Here is a 13,212-nt window from a genome sequence, read left to right on the forward strand (position 1 = left end):
ACACAACAGAACAACTTTACCCAGCCTTCACCCCAGAGACAAACCACAAGCCTTAGAATAAGTAATTGATGAATTACTTTAAGGCCATGGAAGTTCAGGACAAACCCCCAAAACAGCGCACCGTTGTGCGTCAGGCCAGCCTGGTGGAGGCCGCCCTGCTGCTGGCCGCACAACACAGCCCGGCCGACATCACCACGGCGGACCTGGCACACGCAGTGGGCATTTCGCAGGGCGCGGTGTTCAAGCACTTTGCCAGCAAAGAAGCCATCTGGCTGGCGGTGCTCGAATGGGTGGCCGAGACCCTCATGAACCGCCTGCACACGGCCGCCGCAGATGCCGACCGCGCCGCCTTGCCGGCCCTGCGCGCCGTCTTTTTGGCCCATGTGGACTTTGTCATGGTTCACCCCGGCGTGCCGCGGCTGATCTTTCAGGAACTGCAAAACCCGGGCGACACCGCCCTCAAAAGCCGGGTGCGCGCGCTGATGCAGCGCTACCGCCAGTTGCTGCTGGCCGTGTTGCAACACGCCAAAACACAACAGGCGCTGCGCCCTGATGTTGATCTGCAGGCCGCTGCCGTGTTGTTTGTCGGATCGGTGCAGGGCCTGGTCATGCAAGCCCTGCTGGCCGATGACGTGCATGCGATTGCCGCCCTGGCCCCGGGTGTTTTTGCCCTTCTGCAGCAAGGGCTGCAATGCCCGCCCAATGATTTCCAAGGAACACCATGAACAACCAAGCTTTGCTCAAACGCCGCCTCATCATGGGTGCCGTCGCCCTGGCGCTCATCGGCGGCATGGCCTATGTGTCGCTGCGCACCGGGCCGCTGGCGCCCATCAAGGTCACCGTGGCGAGCCCGCTTGAGGGCACGCTAAACCCTTCGATTTTTGGCATCGGCACGGTCGAAGCCCGGCGCAGCTGGATGGTCGGACCGACGGTGGCCGGGCGCGTGCTGAGCGTCAAGGTGGATGTGGGCGACCCTGTCAAGGCCGGGCAACTGCTGGCCGAAATGGACCCGGTCGACTTCAGCCAGCGTCTGGCTGCGCTCGATGCCTCGCTGGCGCGCGCCGGCAGTGGCCAGGTCGCCGCGCAGGCGCAACTGCAGGATGCCAAGGCGCGCAGTGCCCTGGCCACCACCACCACCCAGCGCAACCAGGACCTGGCACGGCAAAACTTCATCAGCCCCGGCGCGCTCGATGCGGTACTGCAGGCCCAGGCTTCGGCCAATGCGGCCGTGCAGGCGGCGCAAGCCAATCTGGCCGGTGCCGGGCAGGACCTGACCCGCATCCAAGCCGAGCGCGCGGCATTGGCACAACAGCGCGACAACGTGCGCCTGTTTGCTCCGGCCGACGCGGTGGTGACCACGCGTGATGCCGAAGCCGGCAGCACCGTGGTGGCGGGCCAGCCGGTGCTGCGCCTGATAGACCCGTCCAGCCTGTGGGTCAAGCTGCGGGTCGACCAGGGCCGCTCGGCCGGTCTGGCCACCGGCGTCAAAGCCAGCATCGTGTTGCGTTCCAGGCCACAGACTCCCCTGAGCGGCCAGGTGGCACGCATCGAATTGCTGGCCGACAGCGTCACCGAAGAACGCATCGCGCAAGTGGCTTTTGATGCCCCGCCCGCAGGTGTGTCGGTGGGTGAAATGGCCGAAGTCACCTTGCAGTTGCCCGCCACCGCCCCCGCACTGCTGTTGCCCAATGCCGCCATCCAGCATCAACAAGGCCAAAGCGGCGTCTGGCGCTTGCAAGACGGCAAGCCTGAATTTGCGCCCGTGCAACTCGGCACCCAGAGCCTGGACGGCCAGGTGCAAGTACTCAAGGGCCTCGACAAAACCGACCGGGTGGTGGTCTACAGCCAGAAAGCCCTGAGCAGCGGCGCGCGTATTTCTGTGGTGGATTCGCTTGTCAAGTCCGAGGCCAAGCCATGATCAGCCTGGCCGGACGCGACATTTTGCACGGCTGGGGCAAGTTCGCCCTGACCGGGCTCGGGCTCGGGCTGTTGATTGGCGTGACGCTGACCATGGCCGGGGTGTATCGCGGCATGGTGGACGACGCGCAGGCCCTGCTGACCAACAGCCAGGCCGATTTGTGGGTGGTGCAAAAAGACACCCAGGGCCCGTATGCCGAGGCCTCAAGCATCAAGGACGACGTGGTGCGCAGCGTGCGTGGCATGCCCGGCGTGGCGCAGGCCGCCAACGTGACCTACCTCACCATGCAGGTGCAGCGCCCGAGCGGCGAAGAGGCCCGCACCATGGTGGTGGGGGTCGAACCCGGCAAGCCCGGCGCGCCGGGTTATCTGGTGGCCGGGCGCCAGCTCACCCGTGACCACTATGAAGCCGTGGCCGACGTCAAGACCGGCCTCAAGCTGGGCGACGCGGTGCGGGTGCGCCGCCATAGCTACACCGTGGTGGGCCTGACCCAGCGCATGGTGTCTTCGGGCGGCGACCCGATGCTGTTTGTGCCGCTCAAAGACGCGCAGGAAGCGCAATTTTTAAAAGACAACGACACTATTCAAAGCGACCGCACTCGCACCGCGGCCAACCCGGCATTCAATCGCCCCGGCGTGCCGGGCCTGCTTGATGCCGTGCAAGCCCTGCAAACCAGCAGCCACAACGTCAACGCGGTGCTGGTGCAGTTGCAGCCCGGCTGGCCGGCCGACGAGGTGGCCGACGCGCTTAAGCGCTGGAAACATGTGCAGGTCTACACCCGCGCCGGCATGGAAGACATCTTGGTGGCCAAGCTGATTGCCACCTCTGCCCGGCAGATCGGCATGTTTCTGGCCATTCTGGCGGTGGTGAGCGCGGCCATTGTGGCCTTCATCATCTACACCATGACGCTCGGCAAGATTCGCGAAATTGCGGTACTCAAGCTCATCGGCACGCGCAACATGACCATTGCCAGCATGATCCTGCAACAGGCCACGGGGTTCGGGCTGATCGGCTTCATGGTCGGCAAAATTGCCGCCACCGTGTGGGCGCCGATCTTTCCCAAATACGTGCTGCTGATGCCGCGCGACGCCGTCACCGGCCTGGTTGCCACGCTGCTCATTTGCGCCCTGGCCAGCACACTGGCAATTCGGGTGGCGCTCAAGGTCGACCCGGCTGCGGCGATTGGATGAGCACCATGAACACAAAACATATAGCGCCGGGCGGCATCCGCATTGAAGGTTTGCGCAAGGTCTATGGTCAGGGTGACAGTGCTGTCGAGGCCCTGAAGAACGTCAACATGGTGGTGGCGCCGGGTGAGGTGGTGGGCCTGGTCGGGCCCTCGGGCTCGGGCAAAAGCACGCTGCTCAAATGCCTGGGCGCCATCATCGAACCCACCTCGGGGCGCATGACGCTGGGCAGCGACGTAATTTATGACAACGGCTGGAAAGTGCCTGACCTGCGCGCGCTGCGGCGTGACCGGATTGGTTTTATTTTTCAGGCGCCCTACCTGATTCCGTTTCTGGATGTGACCGACAACGTGGCGCTGCTGCCGATGCTGGCGGGCATGGCCAACGCACCGTCGCGCGCTCGGGCGCTCGAATTGCTCACCGCGCTCGACGTGCAACACCGCGCCCGGGCCGAGCCGTCGCAGCTCTCAGGTGGCGAACAACAGCGGGTGTCGATTGCCCGGGCACTGGCCAACCGCCCGCCGGTGATTCTGGCGGATGAGCCCACTGCGCCGCTGGACAGCGAACGCGCCCTGGGCGTGATGCGCATCCTGAACCAGATGGCCGTGCAAGCCCATACTGCCATCATCGTGGTGACCCACGATGAAAAAATCATCCCCACTTTCAAGCGCATTTACCACATTCGCGACGGGCAAACCGTGGAAGAGGCGGGCGAAGGACTCTCGCTGGATTAGGACTTACTCGAACGACGGTGTTTCGGGCTTGGCCACCGGTTTGCCCGCTGCCGCCCAGGCGTCAAAGCCGCCCGCCATGGACTTCACATTCAGATAGCCCATGTCATGCAGGGCGGTGGCGGCCAGCGCGGCGCGACCGCTGGTTTTGCAATACAGCAGAACGTTGAGGTCACGCGCCTGCAGCGCCGGATTGGCGCTGAACTTGAATTCGAGCATGCCGCGTGAAATGTGCACGGCACCGGCCAGATGGCCCGCGGCGAATTCATCGGCTTCGCGCACGTCCACCAGCACGTCGGCGTCACGGATGGCTTGCTCGGCGTCAGCCACCGGGATTTCCTGCACGCGGGCTTTGGCGGCGGCAACGAGGTCGTGGGCAGTTTTCATCGGGCATATTCCTGTCAGAGGTTGTTGAGTGCCGAATAATATCCGTACTCACTTAAGTAACAGAGGGTGCCGGGGATTTTATTTCTGCCCTGAATCAGCGTATCCCCTTCAGCCCCTGCCCCAGCATCTCCTTGGTGACCAAGGTGATACCCGAGTCGGTGACACGGAAACGTTTTTTGTCCTGCTCCGGGTCCATGCCAATGATGGTGCCCTCAGGCAGCACGCAATTTTTATCAATGATGCATTTCTTCAGAATGCAATGGCGACCCACCTGCACATTGGGCAAGACCATTGAGTCCTCGATGGTGGCGTAACTGTGCACATGCACCCCCGAGAACAGCATCGACCGGCGCACCGTGGAGCCGCTGACAATGCAGCCGCCGGAGACCATCGAATCGACCGCCTTGCCACGCCGGGTATCGTCGTCAAAAACGAACTTGGCGGGTGGCGTTTGCGGTTGCCAGGTCCAGATCGGCCAATTGTCAGAATACAGATTGAGGTCGGGCGTAACCTGCACCAGGTCCATGTTGGCTGCCCAATAGGCGTCCAGCGTGCCCACGTCGCGCCAATAGGGCGGCTTGCCTGGCTCGCTGACACAACTCTCGGCAAAGTTCTGGGCGAAGGTGCGGTAACGTTTGACGCAGTGCGGAATGACATCCTTGCCGAAGTCGTGGCTCGACTTGGGGTCGTCGGCGTCACGCAGCAACTGCTCAATCAGGAAGCTGGTGTTGAAGACATAAATCCCCATGCTGGCCAGCGCATGCGCAGGGTCGCCGGGCATGTGCTGCGGCTCGGTCGGCTTTTCTGCAAACTCAAGCACCCGGCCTTCCGCGTCCACCGACATGACACCAAAGCTGCTGGCCTCAGCCAGCGGTACCTCAATGCAGGCCACGGTCAGGTCGGCCTGGCGCGCCACGTGGGCCGCCAGTACCCGACCGTAGTCCATGCGGTAAATATGATCGCCCGACAAGATCAGCACATATTCGGGTCGGGCATGACGGATTTCGCGCAGGTTTTGAAACACCGCGTCGGCCGTACCCTGGTACCAGTGCACTTCGTCGGACTGCTGCTGTGCCGGCATGATCTCGATGAATTCGTTGAGGCGCCCGTCCAGAAAACTCCAGCCCAGCTGCAAATGCCGGATCAGGCTTTGCGCCTTGTACTGCGTGGCCACACCAACCCGGCGCACGCCCGAGTTGACGCAATTGGAGAGGGTGAAGTCGATGATGCGGTACTTGCCGCCAAACGGCACCGCCGGCTTGGCGCGAAAATCAGTCAACTCATGCAGCCGGCTGCCGCGCCCCCCGGCAAGAATCAGGGCAAAGGTGTTGCGCGTCAGCTGGCTGACAAACCGCGGGTCCTGCGCTCTGCGCCCACCCGCCCCGATTTCTTGATTGCTTGCCATGAATACTCTCCCATGCAGTTGTCAACACACAAATTCAGCCATGTCAGGTGGCGGCCACACCAAAGTTCTCGGGCATCTGGATGGCCACCACCTCGCCGCGCGCAGTGGCGACACCGGCGGCATACACCGTGGACTCGATCACCACCTTGCGACCCTTGATTTCTTTCACCCGGCCGCGAATTTCCAGCGTTTCGTTGATCGGCGTCGGTTTCAGGTAATCCACATGCAGCGAGCCAGTGACAAAGCGGAAGGCCGGCAAGGTGTCCATGGCCCGGCCTTCCTGTTTGTACATGGCCGCCGCGGCGGTGCCGGTGCTGTGGCAGTCGATCAGCGAGGCCAGCAGACCGCCATAAGTGAAGCCAGGGATGGCCGTGTGATAGGGCTCGGGCGTGAATCGGGTCACGGTTTCGTCACCATCCCAAAAGGTCTTGATACGGTGGCCCTGGTCATTTTTGGCGCCGCAGCCGTAACAGTGCGACAAGTTCTCGGGGTAGTAGTCCTGAAAGGCTTTCACAGAGGTCTCCTGGTCAATAAATAAATTAATTTTTTTGAAACGCCCCATTACGCCCCATTCACGACGCCAAGAAACTGACAAAGATCAATTTCGAGACGCTTAATGGCCGGTTTGCAGCTTGGCATGGATGCGCCGCGTGGTGCGCCAGACCGCCCACAACACCACCGGCACCAGGGCACCGGCGGCCATTTCGGGGTTGATTGGCAGGCCGGCGGCCTTGAGCGCCTTGCCGCCGTACAGCAGCAGGCTGATCACGTAGTACGAGATGGCGGCAATCGACAGGCCTTCCACCGTGCTTTGCAGGCGCAGTTGCAGCTCCTGGCCGCGGGTGAGTTTTTCCAGCAGTTGCTGGTTTTGCACCTCGGTGGCAATGTCCACGCGGGTGCGCAGCAAGCCGCTGGCGCGCGCCACCCGCTCCGACAGCGACGCCAGCCGTTGCTCCGTGGCCACCACGGTGGCCATGGCGGGAGACAAGCGCCGTTGCATGAACTCACCCAGAGTCTGGGTACCGGGAATGGCTTTTTCGCGCAGCTCCCGGATGCGTTGATTGACCAGCGCGTAATAGGCCTGGGTTGCGGCAAAGCGGTAGCTATTGGCGGCGGTCGCGCGCTCCACACCGGCGGCCAAGGACACCAGGGTGTCGAGCAATTCCTGGTCTGAGGCCGACTTGTTTTCAAGCTGGGCCGTGATACGAACCAACTCGCCTTCTGCCTGTGCCAGCATGGGCCCGAGGGCCTTGACCACCGGCAGGCCGCGCAGCGCCATGAGGCGATAGGTTTCGAGTTCAAGCAGGCGCGCCGCAATACGACCGGCGCGGGTCTGGCTCGTGCCCTCGGGCGCAATGACCAACATGCGCTCGAAACCATCAGGCTGCAGTCGAAACTGCGTCAGCGCCCACGAGTGGCCCATCGGGTGTTCGTAGCCTTGCCGGTTGGCGGACTCGGCGCCCTGTCCGCCCAAGCTGGCGGCGTTGCTGCCGAGCAAGGAAGCCACCACCGTGCGCCCTCCTAACCATTTCACCGCTTGCGCCATCAAGGCGGTGGCGTCATCCAGCGGCGCATGGAGCATGGCCAGTTGCACTGCGGCCACGGTTCGGCCAGGAATCTGCGCCAACCACTGCGGCGACACCGCCAGGTTGCGCAACAGATCGGGCTCGCACGCGCCCAGCAAGGCCTCGGCGGGCAGTGGCTGGACGATGGAGTAGCGGGTAAATTCGCTGTGGCGCTCCCACTTGATGGTGATACCGTCCAGCCGCAAACGCAAAAAATTGTCCTGCAAACGCTCGGGGGATAGCTCGGCCTGACCGGGCAAGCGGTTCAGGTGGGCGCACTCGGCCTCGCGGCTCACGCCTTCGTTGAGCACGGCCACATAGACAATCAGCGCCGGCAAGCGGATGCGCGCGGAGGGCCGGGCGTGCACCTCGTTGTGCAGGGCAGTACGCTGCGGGTCATCTGGCGGCAGGCAGTGCAACACAGAGTGCAAGGAATCAGTGGGGGTGGAGATTTGCATGCCGACTATTTTGCCGAAATTCGGTCGTTCATCACATCACAGGCTGCTGACAAACGCAGCTAGGTCCGGGCGCAGGCGTGCGGGCTTGCCCTTGGCCACGGTGCCAATGTTGATGCAGCACACGGCCTGCTCATGCGCGTGCATGCCGAACAGCGCGCGCAGCCGGGGCGACGCCAGCGCCTGGCCACTGGTGAGCCCCGAGCCAAAGCCCATGGCATGCGCTGCCAACAACACGTTTTGAATGGCGCAACCCAGCGACACCAGGCGTTCGGCATCACTGATGGCCAACTCGCCAGATTCCTGCCGCTGGGCGTCCCGCTCCGGTGTGCTGCCAACCAGCCGGGCGATGGCCAACATCAGAAAAGGGGCGCGGTGCGCCTTGTCACGCGCGTTGTCAATTTGCTCGGATGTGGCAGCGGGGTCGCGGTCTTGCAGCGCCAGGCCAAAGACCTCGGCCAGCAGCTCCCGCTTATCCGAGGGCACGAGCACAAAACGCCAGGGCAGCAGTTGCCCGTGGTCGGGGGCCGCCGCCGCTGTAGCAAGAATCTCCTGCAACTGCGACTCGGACGGACCCGGGTCGACCAGGCGGCGCGGCGCCACGTGCTGGCGAGAGTGAATCAGTGCCTTGGCAAATTCTGAAAATTCAAAGCTGGCGGGTGAATCCATGAAGTAGTTCCTGTGTGCTCAGCCGCAAGTGTGCCCTATTCCGGGCCGGGGTCAAACTGGAACAAGCCACTTTTGCACTTCTGCCACCGTCGGGATGCGGCCACTGCTGACCAGCTTGTCATTGACGACCAGGCCCGGCGTGGACAGCAGGTCGTAATGCATGATCTGTTTCATGTCAGAGACCTTGACGAATTCAGCCTGCACGTTGGCAGCCGCTGCAGCCTCCCGGGCAACGGCTTCGAGCTTTCTGCAATTGGCACACCCGGGACCCAGAATTTTGATTTCCAACATGGCTCTCTCCTTCAGATAAAAACGAATCAGACCGGTGCGTGCGCCACCTGCCGACGCCCGAGCCACACCATCGTGCCCGCCAGCACGGCCGCGAAAACACCCAGGGCCAAGAGCAGCGGCAGCCAGCCCAGCCCATCCACCCACGCACCGTAAAGCAAACCCGCGCCGACGCTGAACATCGCCACCAGCGCCACATAGGCCAGGGTCTTGGTCCAGGCGATCACCGCAGCCACCATCAGCATGCTTTGCAGACTGAGCTCGGGGTCGGCCATCAGGTAGGCCAGCAAGGGGCCGGGGTGCATGCCCAGGTCAAGGAACATGCGCGCCACCGGCACCTCGACCAGAGTCGGAAAGTACATGAAAACGCCAAAGCCCACGGCCACGGCGTTGGCCGGCACCGTGTTGCTGCCCGCCAGACTCTCGATCCATTCCGGGCGGATCACCTGGCGCACCATGCCCACAATGAAAACGCCCACCACCAGCAAAACAAAAATCTGCTTCACAAAACGCCAGGCTTCCCACAGCCAGGCGCGCCAGTCATCAGCGGCCAGCTGGTGCGCGAAATACCACACTGCCCACAGTGCCAGGGCCACACCAAAAACACGCCCGGTGAAAGCGAGTTCAAGCGTGCCTGGGCCCGGTGTCAGGCGCATGGCCGCCACCGCCAGGGTGGTGGCCGTGAGCCCCAGCGCCAGCCAGGTCCAGCGGGTGGCACCTTCGACAATGTTCTCCAGACCCTTCCAGGCGGTTGCAGCAATCAGCAGCAACAAGGCAATCAGGACCGAGCCCTGAAAACTGACACCCTCTTCCCCTTTGGTCGCGTCAAACGGCACCCAGGAAAACAGCGTGTCCTGCCACGCTTGCGCCCACGACAAGGGCAACTCCAGGCTGAACAATGTGGCCGTCAGCGGCCACAACTTCAAGGTACCGGCAATCAGCAGCCCCACCAGGGACAGGAGCACTCCCCGCGCGGCGGGCGCGATGCTGGCCTTTTCTGCAAACAGGTCGTCAGTGGCTGCGTCGTGACTGGCATCGTCGCGCCAGAAAATCATCGCCATCAGCATGCCGATGCCAATGCCAAACAACAGGCACAGCACCAAGCGTGCGATGGCAAACTGCGGCCCCAGGATACTGCCGGTGTAAGCCAGCGCCATGATGTTGCCCGCCGGTGCAAAAAACAAAAAGGTGATGGCCGGCCCAATGCCCGCGCCCTTGCGGTAAATGCCGGCGAACAGCGGCACGATGGTGCACGAGCAAACGGCGATCAGCGAGCCCGCTGCCGCAGCGGCCGGGTAAGACACATGGGCGGGGGTGTTGCGGCCAAGCCAGCGCGTGATGCTGGCCTTGGGAATCAGCGCGGCCATGGCGCCGGCAATGAAAAAAGCCGGCAACAGGCACAGCAGCACATGCGCCGCCAGATAAGCCGCCAGACTGCCGGCGCCGCCGTTGAGCAATTTCAGGGTGAATTCCATGCAGAACTCTCTTTCCGGGATGTGCCTGAGAATTCTGAGTCCCGAAAAAATCCCTGGTATTGATCAAATCGCGGTCAACGCCATTTTTTCATCCAAAAAACATGGTTTTGTGAAAATAACAGCCCCGTAACACGCCCGGCTCAAGCCAGGGATGCTTGAACACTCACTTGCAGTTGTTGTGCAATTTCCACTTTTCTTCATGGCCCATGGCCTTGGCGAAGTCAGGCACTTTGCAACGCTCAATTTCTGCCAGGTCCAGGGGCGCAGAAGCTGCGGCCGGGCTGGCGTGGGGTGCCTGAACCGGGCCTTGAGTTTCCGTGCCGTAGACCCAGTGCGCAACGCCGCCAATCACAAGCGCAAACACGGCCACGACAAACACCTGCGGCAGGCTGGTGCGCGATGCATGACCCGCAGGCATTTCGCACCCTGACCCGGGGCAGAGCCTGGCTTTTTCCCGGTTGAACATGTTGTAAATTCTGCAACCCAGGCAAATGCCAAAAGCCGCCTCGAAAAACAGCAACATCAGACACAGCGCACACACCAGGAGGTTGATCGGGCCCACCACGTTGTTGAGCACCACCAGGTACAACATCGACAAGGCCAGGACAAATCCGATGGCCCAGGCAAACCGCTTTTGCGGTGCACCCACGGGGTCGGGCACCTGCGCGCGAACCAACCATTGCCCAACGATCAAGCTGGGGGCGTAGCGCGGATTGATGAAAATGCGGATGGTGAAGTCCAGCAAAAAAGCCACCACGAACACCCGCGTGGGTTGGAAGTTCCCCATGAGCCATGCATTCATGAAGCTCACGATGGCAAAGAAAAACAGAATCCCGGCACTGGCCCGCACGGCACGCTCGTTGAGAACCGGAACTGCATACCCCGGCAATTTTTCCCCGAATTGAAAAATGGAATTTGTCATGTCAATTTTCTGTATTGGTTTGGGCTGAAGTATCCGTGCGACAGGCTGTCAGGCCCTATGATAGTGAGTATCCGAACGGCAACTTCACAGGACTTTATCCAACATTGGCAGCGCTGCCAGCGGCGAACAAGCCAAAATTCCGGATCGCCACAAGACAGACCATTTGAATTCCGTTGTCGCATCACATCATGAACTGCCTCACCACCGCCTGGACCCTGCACGCCGCTGAACTGCGCGGCTGGCTGCGTCACCGCGTGAATAATCCGGCGCTGGCCGACGACCTGCTGCAAGATCTTTTTTTGAAAGCCTTGCGCCAGGGCGAGCGCTTTTGTGACCTGCACAACGCGCGCGCCTGGCTCTTTGAAGTCGCGCGCAACCTGCTGGCCGACCACCTGCGTGTGGCGCACCACATGGTCGAACTTCCCGACGACTTGACCGCGCAAACAGAAGACACCAACCCTGTCGATACCCTGACCGCCTGCCTGCCCAGGGTACTGTCCGAATTGAGCCCCGAGGACCGCGAAGCCATCACCCTGTGCGACCTGCAGGGCATGGCGCAAGCCGACTTTGCCCACGCCAAGGGCTTGAGCCTGAGCGCTGCCAAGTCGCGTGTGCAGCGCGCCCGCGTGCGCCTGCGCGCACACATGAGCCAGGCTTGCCAGGTGCAAATGGACGAGGGTGGGCGCGTGAGCGACTTTGTGCCGCGCCACTAAGGCCACCACCGCACAAGCCGCAACACGCCGCAGCCACGCTGCGGTAAAAATTAACCAAGCGCCTGCATCTTTTTGCCCGGTCGGCCGTCTCCACCGGCATGAACACCCTGACCGTCCCCCGCAAATCCTGGCCCGTGCGCCAGCCCATTGCTTTCCTGATCCTGGCCGCCATTGTCTGGCTGGCGCTTTACAACACACTGATTCCGGCCTCTGAAGCGCTGGTGGCGATGCTGCCGCTGGCGCGCGACAGCCATCTGGGCGGTGCGCTGCAATTTTTCTTTTACGACACGCCCAAGGTGTTGCTGTTGCTGACCGCCGTGGTGTTTGTCATGGGCATGGTCAACAGCTATTTCACGCCCGAGCGCACACGCGCCCTGCTGGCCGGGCGCAGTGAGGGCACCGCCAACGTGATGGCGGCGAGTCTGGGTATCGTGACCCCGTTTTGTTCCTGCTCGGCGGTGCCGCTGTTCATCGGTTTTGTGCAAGCGGGTGTACCGCTGGGAGTGACGTTCTCTTTCCTGATCTCGGCACCGATGGTCAACGAGGTGGCGCTGACGCTGCTGTTTGGCATGTTCGGCTGGAAAGTCGCCCTGCTGTATTTGAGCCTGGGGCTGAGCGTGGCCATTGTGGCCGGCTGGATCATCGGCCGCCTGAAGATGGAAGCCTATCTGGAAGACTGGGTGCGCGACATGCCCAAAATGTCGGCCAATTTTGAGGCTACCGGCATGAGCCTGGGTGAACGCATCGAAGGCGGCTTCATGGCCGTGAAAGAAATTGTCGGCAAGGTCTGGCCCTACATCTTGGTCGGCATTGCGCTGGGTGGCTTGATCCACGGCTATGTGCCCGAGGACTTCATGGCCAGCTTCATGGGCAAAGAGGCCTGGTGGAGCGTGCCGCTGGCCGTGATCATGGGCGTGCCGATGTACACCAATGCCGCCGGCGTGATCCCGATCGTGCAGGCCCTGCTGGCCAAGGGCGCCGCTCTGGGCACCGTGCTGGCCTTCATGATGAGCGTGATTGCGCTGTCGCTGCCCGAGATGATCATCCTGCGCAAGGTGCTCAAGGTTCGGCTGATCGCCACTTTTGTCGCGGTCGTCTCGGCGGGCATCCTGCTGGTCGGCTTTGTCTTCAATGCTGTGCTTTAACAATTTGCGGGTCAGATCAAGAATTGCGGAGCAATTTTGCTCTGACCCCAACTAATTAAATCTTCTTTTCTACTTCAACTTCAAGGAAAACACCATGGACATCAAAGTACTCGGCACCGGTTGTGCCAACTGCAAGACCACGATGGCGCTGATCGACCAGATGGCCCAGGCCAAAGGTGTGGCCGTCACGCTGACCAAGGTCGAAGAGCTGCGCGACATCATGGGCTACGGCGTCATGAGCACGCCCGGCGTGGTCATCAACGGTCGGGTGGTGCATGCCGGGGGCGTGCCCAGCCGTGACAAGATTGCGCAATGGCTGGAAACCGCCTGATTCAACAACCAAAGTGACGGC

Annotated in this window: 15 protein-coding genes; 7 read left to right on the top strand and 8 right to left on the bottom strand. The window is 62.0% G+C overall.

Translation table 11 applies throughout. The features are described from left to right. Window positions 1-68: 68 nt before the first annotated feature. The 4 genes from Q7U49_RS08565 to Q7U49_RS08580 are packed head-to-tail and all read left to right on the top strand — an operon-like array spanning window position 69 to window position 3,839. The gene (locus Q7U49_RS08565) at window positions 69-725 is read left to right on the top strand and encodes a TetR/AcrR family transcriptional regulator (protein WP_304763772.1); all 657 of its coding nucleotides are present in this window, start codon (window positions 69-71) and stop codon (window positions 723-725) included. Then, the gene (locus Q7U49_RS08570; RefSeq protein ID WP_304763774.1) at window positions 722-1,918 is read left to right on the top strand and encodes an efflux RND transporter periplasmic adaptor subunit; all 1,197 of its coding nucleotides are present in this window, start codon (window positions 722-724) and stop codon (window positions 1,916-1,918) included. Before Q7U49_RS08565 ends, Q7U49_RS08570 begins: the two co-directional genes overlap by 4 nt. Next, window positions 1,915-3,108: an ABC transporter permease gene (locus Q7U49_RS08575; protein WP_304763775.1), complete on the top strand. Its 1,194-nt coding sequence runs from the start codon at window positions 1,915-1,917 to the stop codon at window positions 3,106-3,108. Before Q7U49_RS08570 ends, Q7U49_RS08575 begins: the two co-directional genes overlap by 4 nt. Beyond that, window positions 3,105-3,839 carry an ABC transporter ATP-binding protein gene (locus Q7U49_RS08580; RefSeq protein ID WP_370653983.1) on the top strand — a complete coding sequence of 245 codons (735 nt, stop codon included), beginning with the start codon at window positions 3,105-3,107 and terminating at the stop codon, window positions 3,837-3,839. The genes Q7U49_RS08575 and Q7U49_RS08580 overlap by 4 nt, the downstream gene beginning before the upstream one ends. Window positions 3,840-3,842: 3 nt before the next feature. Here the strand turns inward: Q7U49_RS08580 and Q7U49_RS08585 are convergent, their stop codons facing one another. The 8 genes from Q7U49_RS08585 to Q7U49_RS08620 all read right to left on the bottom strand — a co-directional run bounded on the left by Q7U49_RS08585 (window position 3,843) and on the right by Q7U49_RS08620 (window position 11,002). Beyond that, on the bottom strand, window positions 3,843-4,223 hold the full coding sequence (locus tag Q7U49_RS08585; protein ID WP_304763777.1) for a rhodanese-like domain-containing protein: 381 nt from the start codon (window positions 4,221-4,223) through the stop codon (window positions 3,843-3,845). 94 nt (window positions 4,224-4,317) lie between these two features. Beyond that, window positions 4,318-5,628, bottom strand: a complete 1,311-nt coding sequence (glgC, locus tag Q7U49_RS08590; protein WP_304763778.1) for a glucose-1-phosphate adenylyltransferase — start codon at window positions 5,626-5,628, stop codon at window positions 4,318-4,320. Between the two features lie 43 nt (window positions 5,629-5,671). Continuing rightward, window positions 5,672-6,142 (bottom strand): PaaI family thioesterase, encoded by a 471-nt coding sequence (locus tag Q7U49_RS08595; RefSeq protein WP_304763779.1) that lies wholly within the window; start codon window positions 6,140-6,142, stop codon window positions 5,672-5,674. A 99-nt stretch (window positions 6,143-6,241) separates the two neighbouring features. Continuing rightward, complete coding sequence (locus Q7U49_RS08600) at window positions 6,242-7,651, bottom strand: DUF3422 family protein (RefSeq protein WP_304763780.1); 1,410 nt, start codon at window positions 7,649-7,651, stop codon at window positions 6,242-6,244. A 36-nt stretch (window positions 7,652-7,687) separates the two neighbouring features. Continuing rightward, on the bottom strand, window positions 7,688-8,317 hold the full coding sequence (locus tag Q7U49_RS08605; protein ID WP_304763781.1) for a nitroreductase: 630 nt from the start codon (window positions 8,315-8,317) through the stop codon (window positions 7,688-7,690). A gap of 51 nt (window positions 8,318-8,368) precedes the next feature. After that, a complete protein-coding gene (locus Q7U49_RS08610) occupies window positions 8,369-8,608 on the bottom strand; it encodes a thioredoxin family protein (protein WP_304763782.1) in 240 nt (79 codons plus the stop codon). A gap of 26 nt (window positions 8,609-8,634) precedes the next feature. Then, the gene (locus Q7U49_RS08615; protein ID WP_304763783.1) at window positions 8,635-10,080 is read right to left on the bottom strand and encodes a permease; all 1,446 of its coding nucleotides are present in this window, start codon (window positions 10,078-10,080) and stop codon (window positions 8,635-8,637) included. A 163-nt stretch (window positions 10,081-10,243) separates the two neighbouring features. Beyond that, window positions 10,244-11,002: a DUF4395 domain-containing protein gene (locus Q7U49_RS08620; protein WP_304763785.1), complete on the bottom strand. Its 759-nt coding sequence runs from the start codon at window positions 11,000-11,002 to the stop codon at window positions 10,244-10,246. A gap of 188 nt (window positions 11,003-11,190) precedes the next feature. Here Q7U49_RS08620 and Q7U49_RS08625 point away from each other — a divergent pair, with 188 nt between their 5' ends. From Q7U49_RS08625 to Q7U49_RS08635, 3 genes are all read left to right on the top strand, one after another. After that, entirely contained in the window at window positions 11,191-11,715 is a 525-nt protein-coding gene (locus tag Q7U49_RS08625) for a sigma-70 family RNA polymerase sigma factor (RefSeq protein ID WP_304763786.1), read from the top strand. Window positions 11,716-11,813: 98 nt separating this feature from the next. Beyond that, complete coding sequence (locus Q7U49_RS08630) at window positions 11,814-12,860, top strand: permease (RefSeq protein ID WP_304763787.1); 1,047 nt, start codon at window positions 11,814-11,816, stop codon at window positions 12,858-12,860. Window positions 12,861-12,954: 94 nt separating this feature from the next. Further along, window positions 12,955-13,191 (top strand): thioredoxin family protein, encoded by a 237-nt coding sequence (locus Q7U49_RS08635; protein ID WP_304763788.1) that lies wholly within the window; start codon window positions 12,955-12,957, stop codon window positions 13,189-13,191. Window positions 13,192-13,212: the final 21 nt, after the last annotated feature.

The organism is Rhodoferax sp. (assembly GCF_030653815.1).
GTDB lineage: Bacteria > Pseudomonadota > Gammaproteobacteria > Burkholderiales > Burkholderiaceae_C > Rhodoferax.

Coding starts and splice junctions, on each gene's coding strand:
- Q7U49_RS08615 (WP_304763783.1), bottom strand. CDS start 10,080: ATGGAATTCACCCTGAAATTGCTCAACGGCGGCGCCGGCAGTCTGGCG.
- glgC (WP_304763778.1), bottom strand. CDS start 5,628: ATGGCAAGCAATCAAGAAATCGGGGCGGGTGGGCGCAGAGCGCAGGAC.
- Q7U49_RS08630 (WP_304763787.1), top strand. CDS start 11,814: ATGAACACCCTGACCGTCCCCCGCAAATCCTGGCCCGTGCGCCAGCCC.
- Q7U49_RS08600 (WP_304763780.1), bottom strand. CDS start 7,651: ATGCAAATCTCCACCCCCACTGATTCCTTGCACTCTGTGTTGCACTGC.
- Q7U49_RS08610 (WP_304763782.1), bottom strand. CDS start 8,608: ATGTTGGAAATCAAAATTCTGGGTCCCGGGTGTGCCAATTGCAGAAAG.
- Q7U49_RS08635 (WP_304763788.1), top strand. CDS start 12,955: ATGGACATCAAAGTACTCGGCACCGGTTGTGCCAACTGCAAGACCACG.
- Q7U49_RS08575 (WP_304763775.1), top strand. CDS start 1,915: ATGATCAGCCTGGCCGGACGCGACATTTTGCACGGCTGGGGCAAGTTC.
- Q7U49_RS08580 (WP_370653983.1), top strand. CDS start 3,105: ATGAGCACCATGAACACAAAACATATAGCGCCGGGCGGCATCCGCATT.
- Q7U49_RS08605 (WP_304763781.1), bottom strand. CDS start 8,317: ATGGATTCACCCGCCAGCTTTGAATTTTCAGAATTTGCCAAGGCACTG.
- Q7U49_RS08585 (WP_304763777.1), bottom strand. CDS start 4,223: ATGAAAACTGCCCACGACCTCGTTGCCGCCGCCAAAGCCCGCGTGCAG.
- Q7U49_RS08570 (WP_304763774.1), top strand. CDS start 722: ATGAACAACCAAGCTTTGCTCAAACGCCGCCTCATCATGGGTGCCGTC.
- Q7U49_RS08565 (WP_304763772.1), top strand. CDS start 69: ATGAATTACTTTAAGGCCATGGAAGTTCAGGACAAACCCCCAAAACAG.
- Q7U49_RS08620 (WP_304763785.1), bottom strand. CDS start 11,002: ATGACAAATTCCATTTTTCAATTCGGGGAAAAATTGCCGGGGTATGCA.
- Q7U49_RS08625 (WP_304763786.1), top strand. CDS start 11,191: ATGAACTGCCTCACCACCGCCTGGACCCTGCACGCCGCTGAACTGCGC.